This window comes from Collinsella sp. BIOML-A6 (assembly GCF_009875845.1).
GTDB lineage: Bacteria > Actinomycetota > Coriobacteriia > Coriobacteriales > Coriobacteriaceae > Collinsella > Collinsella aerofaciens_H.
In genome coordinates, this window is record NZ_WWSL01000001.1 from 19,269 (window position 1) to 38,957 (window position 19,689).

The window sequence follows — 19,689 nt, forward strand, 5'->3', positions numbered from 1 at the left end:
TATCACATCTTGATAAATAGCTATCAGACATATCGCCAAACGAGCGCAAAAGAGGGGCTGAACGGCACTTGGTCGTCCAGCCCCTCCCCTCTTGCAATTACTTGCCGTTGACGATGCGCTCGACGTCGGAAGCGATCATGAACTCCTCATCCGTGGGGATGACGAAGATCTTGACCTTGGAATCCTTGGCGGACAGGCACCAAGCGCCGTCGCCGCGCAGGGCGTTGCGGGCATGGTCCATCTTGACGCCCATAAAGGCCAGACGGTCGGCCACGCCAGCGCGAACGGCCGGAGCGTGCTCGCCGATGCCGGCGGTAAAGACCAGGGTGTCCATGCCGCACATGGAAGTGGCCATCTCGGCGGCCTTGGCGGCAATCTTGTAGACAAACATATCGAAGGCGAGCTGGGCCTCGGGGTCGCCAGCGGCGGCGAGCTCCTCGACGTTGCGGCAATCGTTGGTCTTGCCGCCGGTCACAGCCAAAAGGCCGGACTTCTTGTTCATCATCTCGTCGACCTCGTCGAAGGTGTAGCCGCCCTCGCGCTGCAGGTAGCACACGGTAGCCGGGTCGATGGAGCCGCAGCGGGTGCCCATCATGACACCGTCGAGCGGCGTCAAGCCCATGGTGGTGTCCATGCACTTGCCGTCCTCGATGGCACACAGGGAAGCGCCGGAACCGATGTGGCACACGACGACCTTGCGAGCCTCGCCGTTGGTCATCTCGGCAACCTTCTTGGAGATATAGCGGTAGCTGGTGCCGTGGGCGCCGTACTTACGGATGTGCAGCTTGTCGCAGACGTCCTTGGGCAGGGCGTAGGTCTTGGCGACCTCGGGCATGTTGAAGTGGAAAGCGGTGTCGTAGACCGTGACGTTGGGCAGGTCGGGATACTGCTCGAGGCAGTACTCGATAACGTTGGCCTCGGGGTTGTTGTGCAGCGGGGCGAGCGGAGCGACCTCGCGGATCTTGGCAAGAACGTCCGCATTGACGAGGGAGGAATCGCCGAAGTACCAACCGCCCTGAACGATACGGTGGCCGATACCCTCGATCTTGACGCCGTTGGCCTCGAGGTCCTTCAGAACGACCTCGATGGCGACCTTGTGGTCGGGGAACTCGATGTTCTCGGTCACCTTCTTGGAACCGTTGGCAGCGTGGGTGAAGGTACCGCCGGTAAAGCAGACGCGCTCGCAGGAGCCCTTTGCGGACACCTTGTGGGACTTGGTATCGATGACCTGATACTTAAGGGTCGAAGATCCTGCGTTGACGACCAGAACGTTCATGTGTCTCCCTACTAACAGGCGGTGTGGCGCCGCCAGGTTACATACGCTTCAATAATAAACCCAAACGCCCTCGCGCTCGGGTTTATTGCGTTGATATATAAGTTATCGATGCCCGAATACTCATGTCCTTTGGCTTGTAAGACGAAAGAGCGCGGGGATATACACCAAAGAAGAGATCCCGAGCGCGACAAGCAATACGATCCGAATGCCCGCAATGCTGCTCAACGCAGCATTAAACAGATAGAATAGGATGGCACCCACCGCCACCATCTGGCTTTGTACCGAAATCAGTGAACAGCGCATCGAAGAATCGGCAGCATTTTGAAAAATTGAGTATTTAATTGGAGCAAATAACGAGTAAGCGACCTCCTGCAGCACATAGAACACGGGCAGCAAATTAGCCGGAGTAAGGGGAATCAAAAACAAAGCTGTCAATGCTAAGTGAATGATGCCGCAAATACGCGCAAAACGGCCCTTGTCGACACGAGCAATCACACTGGGCACAATAAACCCTATGGAGGCGGAGGCAAGGAGCTGGATTGCAATGGTCACGCCCGAAGCGACGGCATTCATGCCGCGACCCGCAAGCAACAGTGAGAAAAAGTCTTCCAGGGCGACAAAGGCAAATGCCTGAGAACAGTCCATGATGAACGCTGACCGAAGAATGCTATTACCCGCAATAGCGGCACCGATCATCTTCGGGCTAATTCCACGCTCAAGTGTTGCCGCAGTGTCCCCTCTTCGCATCTCAGGAATGCAGACAACGACAACCAACGTCAACACCATTGCGATGATATCTGCCGAAAGACCAATGAGGTATGCACCGACAGACGAAATGAAACCGCCCACACAAGCGGAGATGGCATAAGAGGCATAGAAAACAAATCGCTCAACGACATTAAGTCTTACGAGCTGGTCCTGAGAGACGCTGTCAATGTAAATCGCTTCTATGGATCCGCTCACACATGCAACGGCAAAACCTTTGAGAGCAAACGCGCCGATTAAAAGCAGAGGAGAACGGACGAGAAGCAGGGCGGCGTAGTATCCAAGCATTCCCACGACGCCAACGAGACCGCTGGTCTTTCGTCCAAACCTATCAGCAATATAGCCAGTGGGAACTTCAAGGATGAACTTGCTCACTTGGTAGGCAATCATCATGCTAGAGATCGCTACCATCGAGAATCCGACGAATTCAAGGTAAACCGTCAGAAAATACAAGATGGTGCTGAAGTTCGACAGAAAAACGAACGTCATATAAAGCAAAACCGTACGGTTTTTCATGCTCCGCCCTCCAAGAGTCAGCAATCTAAATCGGAATCTTGGAAAAGCATGAGGGCAAAGCTGTCAGCTATGTGTTACAAGGCGTCAATAATCACTTGACGTCTCGAAGCCAATTAATCTCACGAAGCAAGATGACGCAAGAGGTGCAGAAATACCGTCTGGTGTCGATCGGTCCAGACATTTTGTCGATAGCAAAAGTAGATAGGCAAGGTTACATCACGCGAACCTTCAATGGAGCACTCACTCACTTCTGACCCATCCGATGCGAGAGAGGACCCAGACAAACTCAATATGAGTCCCCCGGCTTGAAGAAACTCAGTCTGAGCCCTGTTTCCGTATTCGACATCACGGAAGCGAAAATTGACGAGCTGGGCTTCGGGACATTGATTGATTGCATTGAGACAGGGTGACAAATTAATGGGAACAGCGAGCCTGCCGCCCAGTAACTCACGTATGGTCATAGCGTCAACAGATTGATGACCCGCAGGGCATGAAAGAACCTTGAGCTCCTTTTCACCCAAGTATTTCGAAGAAAGGACACTGTCCCGTGGTTCCTCAAATGAGATGGCCGCGTCCGAAATTCCAAGTATAAGTGATTCAAAGCATGTTGCCGTTGGCTGATGCCACACATCAAGATGAATCTGAGGGTGCGAGCTTTCAAACGAGTCGTACCAGTTTTCGGAAAAAAGGCGCCCCCGTCCGTGAAGACAGGGGGCGTAAAGACGAAAGTGGCCGTCGGGCGAGACGCCGTCATCCCTCGATTGAGCATACTTTTTGAGATCGTCGACTTGTGCCAAGATCACACGTGCACGACGCGCAAATTCTCTGCCCGCCGGAGACAAAACAGCCTCCCCCGCCGATCGGTCGAGCAAAACAATCTGATACTCAGATTCCAACTTTTTGATTGCCGACGAAACGGCCTGCGGACTCACATGAACGGCGCGAGCTGCTTTGCGCACGCCGCCATTGTTCGCTACCGCTTCAAGGTATTCGAGTTGAGAAAGCTGCATAGATTACTCCAAAGGCAGCCAAGTCGACGGGCTACGCGCCCTCAGATGAGGTTCTCGCCCAGGTTCTTGCCGCCGAGGACGTGCATGTGGAAGTGCATGACGGTCTGGCCGGCGTTGACGCCCTTGTTGGAGATGACGCGGAAACCGTCCTCCAGACCCTTGGCCTTGGCGACCTCCTGGACGGCGTGAGCCATGGCGCCCATGGTCTCGGCGGGTACGTTGTCGGCAATGTCGCTGTAGTGTTTCTTGGGGATCACGAGCGTGTGGACCGGCGCCTGGGGGTTGAGGTCGTCGAACGCGATGACCTGGTCGTCCTCATAGACAACGGTCGAGGGAATCTCGTGGTTGGCAATTTTGCAGAAAATGCAATCGCACATGGCTGGTTCCTTTCTCACAGACCAAGGTAGTCTTTTTGGGACGGGGCTTTTTTGACTACTTTTTTGCAAGCGCAAACACTCGGCGAGCCATCGCGCAAGGGTAGTCAAAAAAGCCCCGTCCCAAAAAGACTACCCCAAAGTAGGCTGCGAGGTGGTTAGAACGAAAGGTTGTCGTCGGTGTTGGCGGCTTCGCCGTCAGCGAGCACATCGTTGCCGTCGACGTCCTTCAGGAGCACCGAGACCTTCTGCTCGGCATCGGACAAGCGAGTACGCAGGCTCTTGAGGAGCTCGACGCCGCGGGTATAGCTCTCGAGCGACTCCTCGAGCTCCATGTCGCCCGATTCCAGACTGCGGATGATGAGCTCCAACTCCTGCGAAGCCTGCTTGTACGTAAGCTGCTCGACCGGGGTCTTCTCTGCCATATCTGTTTCCTTTCCTAAAGGTTTATCGCTATGAAACGCGGTCTATTCGACCGTATTGACCGTTGCTGCCACGTTGCCGTCTGCCATGCGCACGCGAATGGCGTCGCCGGGCTTAAAGGTCTTGGCGCTCGTAGCCACGCCGTCATCGCTATAGGCGATGGAGTAACCGCGGGCAAGCACCTTGAGCGGCGACAGGGCATCGAGCGAAGCCGCCGCACGGCCCAGATCGGATGCTGGCTTGCTGAGCATCGTGCGTCCCTGGTGCTCCAGACGGGAACTCGCAAGCGTGAGCGCATGGCGCTTGCCGTCGAGTCCCGAGGTGCTTGCGATCAAGCGCTCGGGCAGGCGCTCAAAGTTGGAGTGGAAGGCCCCGACCGAGCGCGTTATGGCGCCAGACAGGCGATCGGCCGTCAAGGCGAGCTCAGACTCGCGACGCTCGACCATAAACGTGGGGTCGTTGAGGCACGGGCGGCACGCGGCTGCATCGAGCGCGTCGCCCAGACGAGCCGTATAGGCGTCCCAGGCACGACGACCGCGCTGGTCGAGCATCTCCAGATCAACCTGATTCGACCCGATCATCGATGCCATCGCGGCGCCCAGACGCTGATGGCGCGTCTCGAGCACGTCGGCCAACTCCGTCATAGCCGGCGCCACCGATTCTGCCGCTGCCGTTGGCGTGGAGGCGCGACGGTCGCTCACCATGTCGCAGATCGAGGTATCGGGCTCATGTCCGATACCCGTCACCACGGGCACGGGACAGGCCGCCACCGCACGGGCGAGGTCTTCGTCATTGAAAGTCATAAGATCCTCGAAGGAGCCACCGCCACGCACCAGCAAGATGCAGTCCGGCGACGGTGTGATGGCGGCGGCGCGGCGCAAACCCTCGATAAGCTCGGCGGGCGCACCCTCGCCTTGAACCTTGGCGCCCACGCAGACAAGCTCAACGAGCGGGTTGCGTCGGCGCAGCGTACGCTTGACGTCGTCGATCACGGCGCCCGAAAGCGAGGTGACGACCGCCACACGCGAGCAAAACACCGGAATGTGACGTTTGCGTGCCTCGTCCATCAGGCCCTCGCGACGCAGCTTTTCGGCCAACTGAGCCACCTGCTGACGCAGCAGGCCCTCCCCCGCCAGCGAGAACGAGCGGGCGACAAAGCTCATGCGACCCGTAGGCTTGTAGAGATTGAAGCTGCCCTTAAAGCTCACCTGCATGCCGTCGCGCAGATCGAAGGTGCGCTTAAGGTAGGCGCCCTTCCAGATGATGCAGTCGACGGCCGCCGAGTCGTCCTTGATCTGAAAGTAGCAGTGGCCGCTTCGGGCGTTGGGACCACGGAAACCCGTGACCTCGCCCAAAACGCTCAGCTGCGGAATGGCATCGAGCGCGCCGGCGGCGATCTCCACCGCCTGGCTCACGCTGAGCTCCTTGCGCTCCTGATCATCCGAACCGTCGAACTCGGCGGAAACGGCATTGCCGGTTAGATTCCAGCCAGCCACGCAGCCTCCTTTCGTCATCGTGCACAGAGGCTTCGGCCCTGCGCAAATTCAAGTCCAACACATAGTACAGCGCCGCGGGGACACAAATCACCGCGGCGCCCAGCGACCCAATTTGTTATCGGTTGGAGCTTCTGTTGTAGCGAGCCATAAGATAGAGCAGCTGAATAATCGAGGTGAGCGCCGCAGCCACATAGGTGAGCGCGGCGGCCGTCAGTACCTTCTTGGCACCGTTGACCTGCTTGGAGCTCATACCCGACTGCTCAATATACGCCACGGCGCGCCGACTGGCATCAATCTCGACCGGCAACGTAACCAGTTGGAACAACACGCTAAACGAGAAGAAGACCAGCGCGAGGGTCGTGAGCCCCGCGATGTTCATGAACAGGCCCATGAGCAGCACGATCGTCCAGGTGTTCTGGGTAAAGTTGACGACGGGGACCAAAGCGGTGCGTACCTTCATCATGGCATAGCCGCGTTGACGCTGAGCGGCATGGCCCGCCTCGTGACAGGCGACGGCGACGCTTGCGACCGAGCCGCCAGAACGGTTGGCGTCTGACAGATATAGGTTGTTGTCCTGCGGGTTGTAATGGTCGGTGAGCTCGCCAGCGACACCCTTGATACCCACGGCGTTACAGCCGTTTGCGTCGAGCATGCGGCGAGCGACCGTGGCGCCCGTGTCGCCGTCCGAGCGAACCTTGGACCAGGTTTTGTACGTCGAGCTGATATAGTTCTGTGCGGCAAGGCCAAGCACCGTGCAGACAAGAACAACCAGCAGGTACAGCGGGTCGATGCCAAAGCCGTATCCATAGTAATAAGGCATGCGAATTCCTCCGAATCGAGTTACACGTTGGAGGCATTTTACCCATTCGACTGACCAGCAAATCAACATCAATGTTTTGGCAATGTCAGCGAAAACGGCCGAGAGCGAGCAAGGTGACGTGAAAGAGAAGCGACGCGTACTTTGGTACGCGAGCGACGATTGAACGTCAGATTGCCGCTCTCGGCCGTTTGCAGCGTCGAGCTGTTACGCGGTTTGGTAAAACCGCGTAACTATATGACTACAAAAGCTCGATTTTGCCGTCCTTCACCGTCAACCCCATATTGCCCGAGAGCAAATCGTCCAGGCGCGAGCCCACGAGCTCAAAGCGCCAGCCTTCGCGCAGGGGGCTCTGCTCGGGGTGCTCAATATAGTCGGCCAGGTCATCGCGCGAGGCAATGACCGAGGTCGCCACACCCGAGCGCTCGGCAACCAGGCGAATGAGCGCATACATAAGGTCGGTCACGCTCTCCAGCTCCGGCGAAATCTGGTGATGTCCGCGCACCAAGAGCGGCAGGCGATCGTGCGGACAGCTCGCACCGCGCTTGATGGCCATCAACGCGCCGTCCACGTCGCGCTCTCCCAGCTGGTCGGTACCGCGGATGCTGCGGAACTCCTCAACGCGCACGGGATTGCGCTTGACGAGCGCCAGCAGCGTATCGTCGGACATGACCCACTTGCGCGGGATGTTGCGGCGCTCGGCGCGATCCTCGCGCCAAGCGGCAAGCTCGCGAGCAATGCCCAGTTGATGGCGGCTGCAGGAGTTGATGCGCTTGACCTTACGGAATGCCTCGTGACGATCGGCACGGTAGTGCGACTCGTCGGCCAGAGGACGCAACTCGTCGAGCACCCAATCCACACGGCCCAGCTCGCGCAGGCGGCTCATCATCTCGGTATAGGCAACGATCAGATACTTGACATCGTCGATTGCGTACTCGATCTGCTTATCGGTCAGCGGGCGGCGCGACCAGTCGGTCAGCGACTCGGTCTTAGGCAACGAAACGCCGCAAAATGTCTGCACGAGCGCGCCGTAGGAAATCTGCTGGCGCTCGCCCAAAAAGGCGGCGGCGACCTGCGTGTCAAAAATCGGCCGCGGCAGCGCGCCCACGGTGTGGAGCATGACCTCCATATCCTGTGAGCAGGCGTGGAAGACCTTAGTCACGCTCTCGTCCGCCATAAGCTCGGCCAGCGGCGATAGGTCGTCGATCACCAGGGGATCGACCGCGACGCTCTCGGCAGGGGTGGCAATCTGAACCAGGCACAGGCGCGGATGGAATGTGCGCTCGCGCAAAAACTCGGTATCGACGGCAATTGCGTCAAACTCACGGGCGCGCTGGCAAAAGTCGAGCAGAGCCTGATGTGTGGAAATGTACATATCAACCCATCGAATAAGGTTAGGCCCGAAAAACACGGGTAGGATAACGGCATTGCCCTACAACTATACTCGGTTAGTCACAGAACGGGAACGTAAGTATGCGCTGCCTTATCATCCACAACCCGGCATCGGGCCCCAGCTCAGATGAGATCTACGCGTTCACGCACGCCCTCGCGCAGGGCGGCGACGAGGTCGTGATGCGTTTTATCGGCGATGGTATGGAGCCCAAGGACGCCGTGGCAGACGTGCGCAAGTTTGATCGTGTGGTGATTTCGGGCGGCGACGGCACCGTCTCCAATGTGCTCGACCAAATGCGTGGATGCGGCGTCCCCACGCTTGTCTTCCCCTCCGGCACGGCCTGCCTGTTCTTCAACAACATTGGCAATGCCCCCGAGGCCGCGGCGCTCGCCAAGGCCTGCCGCATCGGCCGTACCGTCAAGGCGGACATGGGCGGGCTCTTTTGGCTCGACGAAAATGGCAACGAAAAGCGCCACGGCTTTATTATCATCGCCGGATCGGGCTACGATGCCGAGATCATGATGAAGGCCGCCCCCACCAAAAACGACATCGGCGAGATCGCCTATTTCCTGTCGGCGCTCGCCACACCCAACCCCACGGTGGCGCACTTTACGATTGAGCACGACGGCATTGTCGAGGAGCTCGATGGCATCTGCTGCATGGCCGGCAACACCTCGGTCATTCAAAATGACATCAACCTGTTCCCCGATTGCCGCATGAACGACGGCATGGTCGACATCGCGGTCATCGAGCCCGTAAAAACCGTCCAGCTCCTGCCCACCGTGATCACCGCCGCGCTCGACCCCGCCGGCAAGGTGCTCGGCCGTCCACAGTTCAAGATCATCCAGACCAAAGAAGCTAAGATCACCTGTACGCCGTCGCTGGGCATGCAGTTCGATGGCGAGATCATCTCCAGCAACTCGGGCGTCTTTGGTGCCCGCGCACTTCCGCAATGCCTCGACCTCATCGTCGACGAATTCTCCCCACTCGGAAAATAGGAGAACCCCATGAATGACAACCCCCTGCTCGGCTTTATCGTCATTGTTCTGGCCATGCTCGTCGGCTATGTGATTAACGTGATCCACCGCCGGAAGAAGTAATTCCACATTGGTATGATATTCATCAAGTCGCCGAGGAGAAGTCCAAGGGCAACAACATGGCCGCCATGGGTGTTGGCGCCGTCATCATCGGCGTCTGCGGCTTCGTGCTCTATCGTCGCAAGAAGGCCTAAGGCCCTGAAGCCCTAAGGCGCGGGCGGGATGGCGCAGGTCGCCCCGCCCGCTCAGCTCGCCCATTCGACCGGTGGGAAACCCGCCTGAAATCTTTTCAAAAAAGATTTCCCCGCACACACTTCGCTATGCTATAGTGCAGCGCAACAGCAACGAGGTGTGACCGCGCCACGGCATCACGAAAGGAGCCACCAACATGAAGAAGACGATGAAGTCCCTCAACAACTGGTGGTGGCGTGATGCGAATACGATCGGTCGACAGTGAGTCCCTCACGCCTGTTTTTGCACTCTAGGTGATTGGAAGGCCTCCGGTTTCGACCGGGGGCCTTTTTCTATCTCGAGCCCGATCGCATTCGCATCACGCGCCTCCGCTTTCTTCTCTTGCACTTCCCCTCCGAAAGGTTTTTCAACATGTCTCAGAACACCACCGCCGCCCAGCCCCGCACCGTCCAAACCGCCGACCGCGGCAAACTCGATGTCCGCGCCCTCGTCCTGCTCGCCATTCTGCTCGCTGCCGGCTTCATCCTCAACTTCACCGTCGGCAAGGCCATCTCCGGCATCTCGGGGGGCATGATCAGCCCCGAGTTCATCATCTCGGCCTTCTGCCTCACCATCCTGGTCGTTCGCCCCAACATCGGCCAGGCGCTCATCATCGGCCTCATCTCAGCCGCTGTAATCCAGATCACCACCACCTCGCCGTTTGTCGATTTTGCCGCCGAGGGTATCGCCGCCATGCTCATGGCCGGCATCGTCAACGCCGCCGGCAAGAACGGTCAGGTCAAGCCCGCCATCGCTATCGTCGCAACCTTCCTGACCACCTTTGTCTCGGGCGTCATCTTCATGGTCATCAAGATGTCCATGCTCGGCGTGGTGGGCGAGCTCGCCGCTGCCATGCTGCCCGTCGTCGCCATGACCGCCGTCTTTAACGCCATCCTGGTCGGCGCCCTCTACTTGCCCATCCAGAAGGCCCTTAAGCTCAACTAACCTGCTCGGCTTTACGAGCCACCCCATCTTGGCGTTCATTCGTCGCTCGCATACCCAAGTACGCTTCGTTTCTCTTTCGCGCCAACCTGGGGCACCTCGTAAAGCCGTCTCCGTGCTCCATTATTCAAAATTGATCCCCTTTTCGATTTAACCCCTTTCGTGGGGGTTCAGAGCACTCTTATCTCAAATCTCACCTTAAGGAGAATAAGGAGAACATCATGGCTACCCAGAACGCCCAGGCGCGCACCGTCACTGCCACCCCCGCCTCCAAGGGACTGGTAAATGTCAGCTCGCTCGTCCTGCTCGCTATCCTGCTTGCCGCCGGCTTTATCCTCAACATGACCGTCGGCAACGCTCTGGCGGTAACGGGCATTAAACCTCAGTTCATCATCGCCGCCTACGCCTTGGCTATCGCGCTTACGCAGGCGAGCTTTGCCCAGGCTGCTATCTTTGGCATCCTGTCAGCCGCTGTCATACAGATCACTACGTCCATCCCCGGTCTCAACTTTGTCACCGAGCTTGCCGGCGCACTGACCATGGTCGCCCTCGTCAAGTCCAACATCGGCGGCGACAAGATTAACCCCTTTATCGCCGGGCTGCTCACCACCCTGGTTTCGGGCGCTCTCTTCGCAGCCCTGGGCACCATCATCATGGGTGCCGCGCTGCCTACGGCACTTGCCAAGGCGCCCATCGTGCTCGGCACCGCCGTCTTTAACGCCGTCGTGGTCCAGGCCCTCTTCTTCCCGCTGTGCAAGGTACTCGGCAAGTAGCCTGATATGATGAACGGACCGCACCAAAGCGGCCCCACCATCAAAGACTGTCCCAAACAACTAGCTCTTGGGGACGTTCTTAAACGACTAGTCATGTAAGAACGTCCCCAATGACTATGAAAGGTATCCATGGAAACGATCATCAACGTCGACGATGTCTCGTTCTCCTATGGCACACAGACCGAGCAGGCGCTCAGCCACATCTCGCTCAGCGTGAACAAGGGAGATTTCATCGGCATCATCGGGCCCTCGGGCGCCGGCAAGTCCACGCTTGCCGCCTGCCTGTCGGGTGCCGTGCCCCACCACTACACCGGCACGTTCTTTGGGTCCGTCATGGTTGACGGCAACGACACCTGTGAAGTTTCGCTCACCGATGTGTCGCAGATCGTCGGCAGCGTGTTGCAGGACATCGACACGCAAATGGTTGCCTCGGTCGTCGAGGACGAGATGCTTTTTGGCCTGGAGAACTTTGGCGTTCCTCACGACCAGATCGAGCAACGTGTGAGCGAGACGCTCGAGACCGTCGGCATCAGCGACCTGCGCGACCGCGAGATCGCCACGCTTTCGGGCGGCCAAAAGCAAAAGGTTGCCATCGCCGCCATCCTCGCCATGCGTCCGCGCGTGCTCGTGCTCGACGAACCCACCGCGGCGCTCGACCCCGCCAGCTCCACGCTGGTCTTCGAGACCCTGCGCGAGGCAAACCGTGCGCTCGGCATCACCATCGTCGTCGTTGAGCAAAAGGTCGCCCTGCTCTCGGAGTACTGCAACCGCGTGCTCGTGCTCAACCATGGCGAAATCGCGCTGCAGGGCGAACCACACGAGGTCTTCGCGCATACCGACGAGCTCCGTGCCATCGGCGTCGACTGTCCTCGCGTCACGCGTATCTTCAATAGCCTCGAGGCCGATGGCCTGGTAAGCGGCACCCCTTGCTTGGATGTCGATGAGGCCGAGCGCCTGATTTCGGGCATCGTCGACCCCGCACACGTAAGCAACGACATTCAGGCACCCGCCGGCTCACCGCACGCACCGTCGTTGCGCCCGCACGCCAAGGACGCCGAGCCCGTGCTCACCTTCGACCATGTTGAGTTTGCCTATCCCAATGGCGGCGCCGCCGTCCACGACCTCAACCTGACCCTCTATCCCGGCGAGCTCGTGGGCATCGTCGGCCAAAACGGCGCCGGCAAGACCACGCTCACCAAGCTGCTCACGGGCCTGCTTAAGCCCGCCTCGGGCAGCGTGCGCGTCACGGGACTGGATACCGCAGCCGTTCCCACGAGCCGCATCGCCCGCGAAGTCGCAACCCTCTTCCAAAACCCCGACCGCCAGATCTGCAAGGACACCGTGCTCGACGAGGTCGCCTTTGGCCTGGAGCTTGCCAGCATCGACCGTGCCGAGGCGCTGCGTCGCGCCCAGCTCGTCATCGACCGCTTTGGCTTGCCGGCCGACGAGGCGCCCTTCTCGCTCTCGCGCGGTCAGCGCCAGATGGTGGCACTCGCCTCCGTCGTGGTCGTAGAGCCCAAAATCGTGGTACTCGACGAGCCCACGAGCGGCCTTGACTACCGTGAGTGCATGACCGTCATGGAAACCGTGCGCACCATGGCCGAACGCGGCTGCGCCGTCATCATGGTCTGCCACGACATGGAAGTCGTATCCGACTTTGCTGAGCGCATCGTGGTGATGGCCGACGGCCGCATCCTCGAGCGCGGCCGCACGCACGAGCTGTTCTCGAACATCGAGCTCATGCAGCGAGCCTACGTTGAGCCACCCCAGGTCATAGAGCTTTCTCGTCGTCTGGCATCCTCCGTCTCTCCCGCCTTTGCACAGGTGAGCGAGGTCACCGATATCGTTCGCATTACCGAGGAGATGGTCCACCGTGGTTAACGTCATCGACTATATGCCGGGCGATACACTGCTGCACCGCTTGAACCCGGTCGTCAAACTGGGCCTTGCCGCCGCCATCATCATCGGCATCTTCCTGTCCGATACCTACGTGACGCTGTTGGGCTTTTTGGCACTCACCCTTGCACTGGGCGCTTACGCCGGCGTCATCGACCGCCTGTTCTCGCTACTCAAGCTGCTGATTCCGCTCGCGCTTATCATGCTGGTGCTTCAGCTGGCCTTCATGCGCGACGGCAACATAGTGTGGGGCTTTATCACCGACACGGGTCTCATTACTGGATCGAAGGCCTGCCTACGCCTGTTGGGCGTGGCGCTGCCACTCATCCTCATGCTTATGGTGACCAAGCTCAACGACCTTGCCAACGCCTGCGTCGAGGTGCTGCACGTGCCATATCGCTATGCCTTCACCTTTACCACGGCGCTGCGCTTTGTGCCGGTATTTGGCCAGGAAATGAACGCCATCATAGAGGCGCAGACTGCACGCGGCGTCGAATACGACACTAAGAATCCCGTCAAGAAACTCAAGCTCATGCTGCCGCTGTGCGTGCCACTGCTTATTTCGAGCGTGGGCAAGACCGATGCCACCGCGCTTGCCGCCGAGCAGCGCGGCTTCTACCTGCGCACACGTGCGAGTTCGTATAAGCGCTACCCCATCAAAGGCCTGGATATCGCCGTACTTATCGTCAGCATCGCTCTTGTCGCCATCGGCTTCCTGTTCTAGCAATCGCTGGCAGCAACCGGCAAATGCAAAAGGTCTCGGCTCGCACCAAACGAGCCGAGACCTTACTGTTTTCCCAGATAAAACCTACCAAAATAAACCTGTCCCTTTTTGGCAGGTCGGAAACTAGAGGCGGTAGGGGACGCCGCTGCGAATGATGGACTCGCGTACCAGGACATCCATCGCATCGAGGGTGATCTCGGGCATCTCGCGATACTTCTGCAACACCGAGAGCTCCGTGCAAGCCAGGATGACGCGGTCGCAGCCGCTACGGGCGAATTCCCACATCACGCGGTCGAACTTATCCATATCGGGCTCACGTCCGGCCTTCACATCATCGTAGATGAGCGACATCACGTCGGCCTGACGCTTTTCGCTGGGATAGACAACATCAACACCCGCAGCCTTACATTCGCGCCCATAGACGCCTGCGCCCACGGTACCATCGGTGCCCATGATGCCGATCTTGTGCACCGGCTCGGCCGGCATACTCAGGTTGGGATCGAACTCGCACTCCCCCATCACCGCGCCGGCCAGAGCATAGCGCACCGACTCGCGCGGCATGTGGATAATCGGCACCTTCGTAAACGACTGGATCTGGTCGTAGAAGTAGTGTGACGTGTTGCAGGGAATCGCTATGTGCGCGCAGCCCAGCGACTCAAGCGCTTGAGCGCACTCCTTCATGGTCGCCAGCAGCTCGGCATGTTCACCGGTCTTGATGGCGAGCGTGCGGTCGGGCATGGTCGACTTGGAAAGCACCACCATGTCGATATGCTCCTGGTCGCACGTAGCCGCCGTATGACGTACCACCTGGTCGTAGTAATACGACGTGGCCTCGGCGCCCATGCCGCCGATAACTCCCAGCTTTTCCATCGCCGCCTCCTTGGTGACGCCCACGCAATTGCGCGTATCATACCCGCGCCCGCCCGATACATACCGGACGGGCGCCACGCTCGTCTACTTGTAATACGTCTTGAACAGCTTATAGTGACGCAGCTTGGTATGCCACATGCGCAACCAGCGGTTAAAGACAAAGTCTCCCTTCATAAACGAGGGATCGGCGCCCTTGCCCTCCTTGGCAAGACGATGCACCTTCGCGCGCAGCTCGGGAGCCTTGACGTATTTGTCGACGACGCCCATGGGAACGACCATCCACAGTGCCTCGTCCTGCGCCGTCACAAACTCCGGCTCAAACGGGCGGTTGAGCACATACTCGTCCACCACATACTTGGCAACGTTAAAGCCGCTGTTGGTTACGTAGTAGTTGCTGCGGCCCTGACGGGTGTTGAAGTCAAAGAACTTAAACGAGCCATCGCGCTCGTCATACTTGACGTCAAAGTTGGAATAGCCCACAAAGTGAAGGTCCTCGAGCAGCTTGCGCACGCCACCCATAAGCTCATCATTGGGCTCGGTGATGATGCAGGCGTGATTACCGACGCCATGGGGCTGATGCTCCTCGAGCAGCACGTGACCCAGGCACATCATGCGAACCTTGCCGTTGCGGTCAGAATAGCTGGTGAGCACACGCATGTACTCGTCATTGCCGGGCACGCGATCCTGCAAAATCAGGTCATCGGTGTAGCCACTGGCATAGGAATCGCGGATAACCTGCTCCAGCTCGGCGCGGTCGGCAATCTCATAAGCCTTCTTCTGACCCTCGAACTCATGCTGCCACCACATGATGCCGTCGGAAGGCTTCAGGATCATCGGGTAGGGGAAGTCAATCTGGTCGAGCACCTCGGCAGGCGCCTCTCCCTGCGTGGTGAGCATCTGCGCAGTAAAGGTAAACGTATGCGGATAGGGCACACCGTGCTTCTCGCACAGCTCGTAGAAGATCTCCTTCTTCTGGCACTGCTCAAGCATGCTATAGGGCGCGTAAGGCGCAACGATGTTATCCGCCAGCTCGTTGGCATCCTTGGCCTGAGCCACCAGGGCAACATAGTTATCGCCGCAGCCCATCAGGACAATCGTCTTGTCGGCATGTGCCCGAGCGATACTGTTGACGGTCTTAAGCATCACGGGCATGGTGTCGATATCCACGTTAGGCGTGTAGTCGATAATCTGGCTGCGATACGCAGGGCCCGTCTGATACTTGCCAAAGACCAGGCTCTTGACCTGATACTCCTCGTAGAAGGCGCGTGCCACCGAATACGCGTTGATGTCGCCGCCGAGCAGCACGGGAATAAACTCGCGCTCTGTAAACTGCAATGCCATGGAAACTTCCTATCATGAACTGCCCACACGACGGGCGGTCTTTGTGCAACTGATTTATTCTAGCGTGCCGAGCCGGCGGCGCCCAAAGCTCCACCGTATCTATGGCAATCGGCGTAATTATCCAGCACGAAGGCGGCAATCACCGGTGTACGACAACGGGCAATGAACCCACCGTTGTTGTAGGATTCGACATGTTGCCCGCCCCGTCGAAAGGTGCACCGTGCCCCAGGCTCATCCGATCAACAACCCCATCATTGACGCCGCAAAGCGCGAACTTGCGGATCGTGCCCATGCGTCAGCTCCCCTACGCACCGCAAACGATGCTTACAACGGGCCTGCCCGCATCGTCTCAATCAACACGTCAGAGCACAAAGGCACGCGTAAGTCACCCGTCGCCGACGGGCACGACACCGTCATCGAGCAGTTTGGCCTCGCCTCCGATGCGCACGCCGGGCATTGGCACCGCCAGGTTTCCTTTTTAGCTGCAGAGTCTATCCAGACGGCGCAGGCGCGCGGGCTCGATGTGCACGAGGGCGACTTTGGCGAGAACTTCACAACCCAGGGCATCAACCTGCTCTCGCTCCCTCTGGGAACGCAGCTCAAGATTGGCAACGAAGTACTCGTCGAAATCAGCCAGATCGGCAAGGTCTGCCACACCCGCTGTGCCATCTACTATCTCGCCGGCGACTGCATCTTTCCCCACGAGGGCATTTTCGGCGTGGTGCTACAAGGCGGAGAAGCCCATACCGGCGACGACGTCCAGGTGGTCAGGCTCGGCGACGGTACCTGTTCGTTTACGCCGGCTGAGGCGCTCCAAGAGGTGGAGCAGGCTCACCGCGAGGGAACCCTATAGTTGCAAAAACCCCACGTTAAGGTGGCTTTTACAGCTAAGAATCCCGTTGCAACAGGGTGCCGTAACGTTAAAGTTGAACTCTATGGTTTCTCAACAATTCACTGTTCCCGCAGGTCAAGGCCAAAGCCTCAAGTTCAACTTGACCCTTTAGAACCTTTAAGGTTCAAGTTGAGGTCGAAAGCAGTAGTAGAATACACCTCGACCAATAACCTACGATTGATTGCAGAGGGACTGGATGCAGCATTCGAACCATCGCACCGCAGCGCTCATCGCGTCGAAGCCGGTTCGTATCATCACGAGCGCCGCGCTCGCCGTCGCGCTGACGGCCACGCCGATGCTCTCCCCCGTCGCGGCCTATGCCGCCTCGCAGGCAACGCAGGATCAGCTTTCCGCCGCCCAGAAAAAAATCGAGGACGCCACGAGCGCCTACAACGACGCCCGAACCAAGCTCGAGGATCTGCAAAAGCAGATCGACTCCAATGAGGCGAACATTGATAAGATTGAGGCCGAGCTGCCCGAGCAGCAGGCCAAGGCAAGCTCCGCCATGCGCGATCTGTATAAGTACCAGAAGGGCACCAGCCCCATCGTGAGCTTCCTGGTGAACACGCAGAGCTTGGGTGACTTTATCACCACCTGCAAATACACCAACCAGATTACGAGCTCAAGCGTCGACGAGATCGAAGAGCTTAACAAGATGCAGACCGAGCTCGAGCAGAACAAAACCGCCCTCGAGCAGGCCAAGTCTCAGCTCGAGGGCGAACAAAAGAATGCCGAGGACGCGCTGGCGCAGGCACAGCAGCTCCGCAACGAGGCGCAAGCGAAGGCCGAGCAGGAAAATGCCGCCGAACTGGCTAAGCTCGAGGCCGACAAAGCCGCTGCCGCCGAGAAGCTCTCGGGTACCGGCGTGAGTGGCAATAACTCCAATAGCCAAGCAAATAACGCCAACACCACCATCGACACTACGCCGAGCAACTCCAATACCGGCAATTCCGATTACGACTCGTTCATTAACGAGTGGACGAGCCGCATCGACAACTACCTCGCCGGTTCCCCCATGGCAGGTCAGGGCTATAACTTTGCCGTCGCCGCCTGGAATACCGGCGTCGATCCCCGTTGGTCCCCCGCCATCGCCTGCATCGAGAGCAGCAAGGGCCTCTATTGCGCCGGCTCCTATAACGCCTGGGGCTGGAGTGCCCGCGGCGGTGGTTGGCGTAGCTTTGGCAGCTGGAGCGAGGCCGTCTCCGCCCACGTTGCCTACCTGGGTGCCAACTATGGCTCCACGCTTACCCCGGCAGCCGCCAAGAAGTACTGCCCGCCCACGTGGCAGGACTGGTACAACAAGGTCGCCAATCAAATGAACCGTATTTAAGTGCAACTGCAAAGGGGCCCCAAACGGGGTCCCTTTTCTTTGACCTTGCTAGACCAGAATTGGCATACAGGCATAAGTGAGTGTTGGAAAAGTCGCTTGAGACTGACCCCCCTTTCGAAGGCAAGGTGATCCCACCACAACGTTATGGCGCGAGTGTGTCAACGGGAGCAACGATGATGCCCTCGGGCGTTGTATGAACCGGCATGCCAAACCCGATGACGATAAGTTTGGCCACGGGCGGCTTCTCACCACGCTCGACCAGCTTTCGCTCCAGCCGAAGCAGATTTGCAGATGCCTCGGGGATTTGAGGGCTTCCGAGCTTTACTTCCACGGCAATCCATGTTCCATCGCGCCTGTGTATAACGGCATCGACTTCAAGATCGTCGGCGTCGTGATAATGGGACAACAGCGAGTCATTTGCGGAGGCGTAGACCTTGAGGTCGTGCAAGACGAGGGATTCGAAGAGCAACCCCAGTGTCTTCGGGTCAGATGCCAGCGACTCCGGATTTGCTCCGAGCAGCGCAACGGCAAGCGAAGGATCGGCGAGATGCCTCTTCGCCCCCTGCCGCAGCTTCACCGGAGACCTGAGCGCTGGATGCCAAGCGGGGATATCGTCGATGATATTGATTCGTCTCAGGGCGTCCATGTATCTGGAGACCGAGTTCTTCGAAACGCCGGTACCGATATCTTTGTCAATAGACTTTGAGCCAGCAAGCGTCGACTCATTCCGCGCTAGCGATGCCAAAAGAGACCTGACCTTGACCGGGTCGCGCTTAACGCCATCAGTTCTAGAAACATCCGATTCGCATACGCCATCAACATAGGCAGCGGCTATCTGCATGGCATCGTCAGTCGTTTTCCCCATCGCCTGAGGCCAACCGCCACGACACAGCAAATCGGCGATTCCGGCGATGCCGGAGATTGACCCGACAGCCTGCTTGGCAGGGTAACCGGAAAGCAGCGTTCCGATCGAAACCGCGCCAGAAGAAACGCCAAGCTCGAACATCGTCATGGTGTCCATTCGCAACCTGGCTATTCGCCCAACGCCGCTATGCATCGGCTGCATCGAATCCCGAGGCGTTGCCGAACCCGTAAGAATAAACTGACCGGATTCTCCCTTCCTTGCGTCGCACTCGAAACGCACAGCATCCCACAGTTTCGGCTCTTCCTGCCATTCATCAATGAGCCTGGGAGACGGTCCCGCTAATGCTTGCGCAGGATCGATCCGGGCCAGCTGGAGAGCGGAAAAATTTCCAGCAGGATCAGAAAGAGACAAGGACGATTTAGCAAAACGGCTAGCCGAAGTGGTTTTTCCGCACCACTTGGGACCCTGAATGAGAACCGCACCGAAGATATTGATATTACGGCCAATTGCCTTATCGATGCATCTATCTACATACCTATCCATAGTGCCACCTTCCTTACCCATATTAGGTATTTTACCAGCTGCATGGTGACGATTGACGGTAATCTGTGGTGAGGATTGACGGTGTTCTGTGGTGACAATTGACGGTTATCTGTGGTGACGATCGACAGGGATTCGAAGCGTTGAGCGGTTTGACCGTCACGAAACGAATGAGGAT

At 58.4% G+C, this 19,689-nt stretch carries 19 protein-coding genes; 8 read left to right on the forward strand and 11 right to left on the reverse strand.

The genetic code is table 11. From position 1 onward, the window contains the following. Nucleotides 1-97: 97 nt before the first annotated feature. The 8 genes from GT495_RS00075 to rnd all read right to left on the reverse strand — a co-directional run bounded on the left by GT495_RS00075 (nt 98) and on the right by rnd (nt 8,052). Entirely contained in the window at nt 98-1,276 is a 1,179-nt protein-coding gene (locus GT495_RS00075; RefSeq protein WP_161161090.1) for an acetate/propionate family kinase, read from the reverse strand. A 120-nt stretch (nt 1,277-1,396) separates the two neighbouring features. Further along, nucleotides 1,397-2,557 (reverse strand): MFS transporter, encoded by a 1,161-nt coding sequence (locus tag GT495_RS00080; protein WP_161161091.1) that lies wholly within the window; start codon nt 2,555-2,557, stop codon nt 1,397-1,399. Between the two features lie 119 nt (nt 2,558-2,676). Beyond that, on the reverse strand, nt 2,677-3,567 hold the full coding sequence (locus GT495_RS00085) for a LysR family transcriptional regulator (RefSeq protein WP_161161092.1): 891 nt from the start codon (nt 3,565-3,567) through the stop codon (nt 2,677-2,679). Between the two features lie 41 nt (nt 3,568-3,608). Continuing rightward, nucleotides 3,609-3,944, reverse strand: a complete 336-nt coding sequence (locus GT495_RS00090) for a histidine triad nucleotide-binding protein (RefSeq protein ID WP_118334004.1) — start codon at nt 3,942-3,944, stop codon at nt 3,609-3,611. A gap of 155 nt (nt 3,945-4,099) precedes the next feature. Continuing rightward, complete coding sequence (xseB, locus tag GT495_RS00095) at nt 4,100-4,366, reverse strand: exodeoxyribonuclease VII small subunit (protein ID WP_006234311.1); 267 nt, start codon at nt 4,364-4,366, stop codon at nt 4,100-4,102. A 42-nt stretch (nt 4,367-4,408) separates the two neighbouring features. After that, nucleotides 4,409-5,860, reverse strand: a complete 1,452-nt coding sequence (xseA, locus tag GT495_RS00100) for an exodeoxyribonuclease VII large subunit (RefSeq protein ID WP_368158739.1) — start codon at nt 5,858-5,860, stop codon at nt 4,409-4,411. 115 nt (nt 5,861-5,975) lie between these two features. Further along, a complete protein-coding gene (locus GT495_RS00105; RefSeq protein WP_161161093.1) occupies nt 5,976-6,680 on the reverse strand; it encodes a zinc metallopeptidase in 705 nt (234 codons plus the stop codon). A 238-nt stretch (nt 6,681-6,918) separates the two neighbouring features. Then, complete coding sequence (rnd, locus tag GT495_RS00110) at nt 6,919-8,052, reverse strand: ribonuclease D (protein WP_152074808.1); 1,134 nt, start codon at nt 8,050-8,052, stop codon at nt 6,919-6,921. A gap of 98 nt (nt 8,053-8,150) precedes the next feature. On the opposite strand from rnd, the gene GT495_RS00115 reads away from it, so the two are divergent. The 6 genes from GT495_RS00115 (at nt 8,151) to GT495_RS00140 (ending at nt 13,673) form a co-directional block, all read left to right on the forward strand. Beyond that, the gene (locus tag GT495_RS00115; RefSeq protein WP_161161094.1) at nt 8,151-9,068 is read left to right on the forward strand and encodes a diacylglycerol kinase family protein; all 918 of its coding nucleotides are present in this window, start codon (nt 8,151-8,153) and stop codon (nt 9,066-9,068) included. A gap of 158 nt (nt 9,069-9,226) precedes the next feature. Next, nucleotides 9,227-9,301, forward strand: coding sequence for an LPXTG cell wall anchor domain-containing protein (locus GT495_RS11055; RefSeq protein WP_161161173.1), 75 nt, complete (start codon nt 9,227-9,229; stop codon nt 9,299-9,301). A 409-nt stretch (nt 9,302-9,710) separates the two neighbouring features. Further along, a complete protein-coding gene (locus GT495_RS00125) occupies nt 9,711-10,283 on the forward strand; it encodes a hypothetical protein (protein WP_161161095.1) in 573 nt (190 codons plus the stop codon). Nucleotides 10,284-10,501: 218 nt separating this feature from the next. Further along, nucleotides 10,502-11,053: a hypothetical protein gene (locus GT495_RS00130; protein ID WP_161161096.1), complete on the forward strand. Its 552-nt coding sequence runs from the start codon at nt 10,502-10,504 to the stop codon at nt 11,051-11,053. A gap of 129 nt (nt 11,054-11,182) precedes the next feature. Beyond that, complete coding sequence (locus GT495_RS00135) at nt 11,183-12,934, forward strand: ABC transporter ATP-binding protein (protein ID WP_161161097.1); 1,752 nt, start codon at nt 11,183-11,185, stop codon at nt 12,932-12,934. Then, nucleotides 12,927-13,673, forward strand: coding sequence for a CbiQ family ECF transporter T component (locus GT495_RS00140; RefSeq protein WP_161161098.1), 747 nt, complete (start codon nt 12,927-12,929; stop codon nt 13,671-13,673). Before GT495_RS00135 ends, GT495_RS00140 begins: the two co-directional genes overlap by 8 nt. Nucleotides 13,674-13,796: 123 nt before the next feature. Here GT495_RS00140 and GT495_RS00145 read toward each other — a convergent pair whose 3' ends face one another. After that, a complete protein-coding gene (locus tag GT495_RS00145; protein ID WP_192924078.1) occupies nt 13,797-14,543 on the reverse strand; it encodes an aspartate/glutamate racemase family protein in 747 nt (248 codons plus the stop codon). 84 nt (nt 14,544-14,627) lie between these two features. Next, nucleotides 14,628-15,884, reverse strand: a complete 1,257-nt coding sequence (locus GT495_RS00150) for an ATP-grasp domain-containing protein (protein ID WP_161161100.1) — start codon at nt 15,882-15,884, stop codon at nt 14,628-14,630. Nucleotides 15,885-16,104: 220 nt separating this feature from the next. On the opposite strand from GT495_RS00150, the gene GT495_RS00155 reads away from it, so the two are divergent. Both GT495_RS00155 and GT495_RS00160 read left to right on the forward strand, forming a co-directional pair. Then, nucleotides 16,105-16,737, forward strand: coding sequence for an MOSC domain-containing protein (locus GT495_RS00155; protein WP_204986860.1), 633 nt, complete (start codon nt 16,105-16,107; stop codon nt 16,735-16,737). 235 nt (nt 16,738-16,972) lie between these two features. After that, nucleotides 16,973-18,106, forward strand: a complete 1,134-nt coding sequence (locus GT495_RS00160) for a glucosaminidase domain-containing protein (RefSeq protein WP_161161101.1) — start codon at nt 16,973-16,975, stop codon at nt 18,104-18,106. A 142-nt stretch (nt 18,107-18,248) separates the two neighbouring features. Here GT495_RS00160 and GT495_RS00165 read toward each other — a convergent pair whose 3' ends face one another. Continuing rightward, a complete protein-coding gene (locus tag GT495_RS00165) occupies nt 18,249-19,514 on the reverse strand; it encodes an ATP-binding protein (RefSeq protein WP_161161102.1) in 1,266 nt (421 codons plus the stop codon). Nucleotides 19,515-19,689 lie beyond the last annotated feature (175 nt).

What these genes read in the sequence shown, in the direction of transcription:
- GT495_RS00075 (WP_161161090.1), bottom strand. Translation starts at nt 1,276, where the DNA reads ATGAACGTTCTGGTCGTCAACGCAGGATCTTCGACCCTTAAGTATCAG.
- GT495_RS00160 (WP_161161101.1), top strand. Translation starts at nt 16,973, where the DNA reads ATGCAGCATTCGAACCATCGCACCGCAGCGCTCATCGCGTCGAAGCCG.
- GT495_RS00135 (WP_161161097.1), top strand. Translation starts at nt 11,183, where the DNA reads ATGGAAACGATCATCAACGTCGACGATGTCTCGTTCTCCTATGGCACA.
- GT495_RS00090 (WP_118334004.1), bottom strand. Translation starts at nt 3,944, where the DNA reads ATGTGCGATTGCATTTTCTGCAAAATTGCCAACCACGAGATTCCCTCG.
- GT495_RS00145 (WP_192924078.1), bottom strand. Translation starts at nt 14,543, where the DNA reads ATGGAAAAGCTGGGAGTTATCGGCGGCATGGGCGCCGAGGCCACGTCG.
- GT495_RS00165 (WP_161161102.1), bottom strand. Translation starts at nt 19,514, where the DNA reads ATGGATAGGTATGTAGATAGATGCATCGATAAGGCAATTGGCCGTAAT.
- GT495_RS00105 (WP_161161093.1), bottom strand. Translation starts at nt 6,680, where the DNA reads ATGCCTTATTACTATGGATACGGCTTTGGCATCGACCCGCTGTACCTG.
- GT495_RS00085 (WP_161161092.1), bottom strand. Translation starts at nt 3,567, where the DNA reads ATGCAGCTTTCTCAACTCGAATACCTTGAAGCGGTAGCGAACAATGGC.
- GT495_RS00150 (WP_161161100.1), bottom strand. Translation starts at nt 15,884, where the DNA reads ATGGCATTGCAGTTTACAGAGCGCGAGTTTATTCCCGTGCTGCTCGGC.
- GT495_RS00130 (WP_161161096.1), top strand. Translation starts at nt 10,502, where the DNA reads ATGGCTACCCAGAACGCCCAGGCGCGCACCGTCACTGCCACCCCCGCC.
- GT495_RS00080 (WP_161161091.1), bottom strand. Translation starts at nt 2,557, where the DNA reads ATGAAAAACCGTACGGTTTTGCTTTATATGACGTTCGTTTTTCTGTCG.
- rnd (WP_152074808.1), bottom strand. Translation starts at nt 8,052, where the DNA reads ATGTACATTTCCACACATCAGGCTCTGCTCGACTTTTGCCAGCGCGCC.
- GT495_RS00125 (WP_161161095.1), top strand. Translation starts at nt 9,711, where the DNA reads ATGTCTCAGAACACCACCGCCGCCCAGCCCCGCACCGTCCAAACCGCC.
- xseB (WP_006234311.1), bottom strand. Translation starts at nt 4,366, where the DNA reads ATGGCAGAGAAGACCCCGGTCGAGCAGCTTACGTACAAGCAGGCTTCG.
- GT495_RS00115 (WP_161161094.1), top strand. Translation starts at nt 8,151, where the DNA reads ATGCGCTGCCTTATCATCCACAACCCGGCATCGGGCCCCAGCTCAGAT.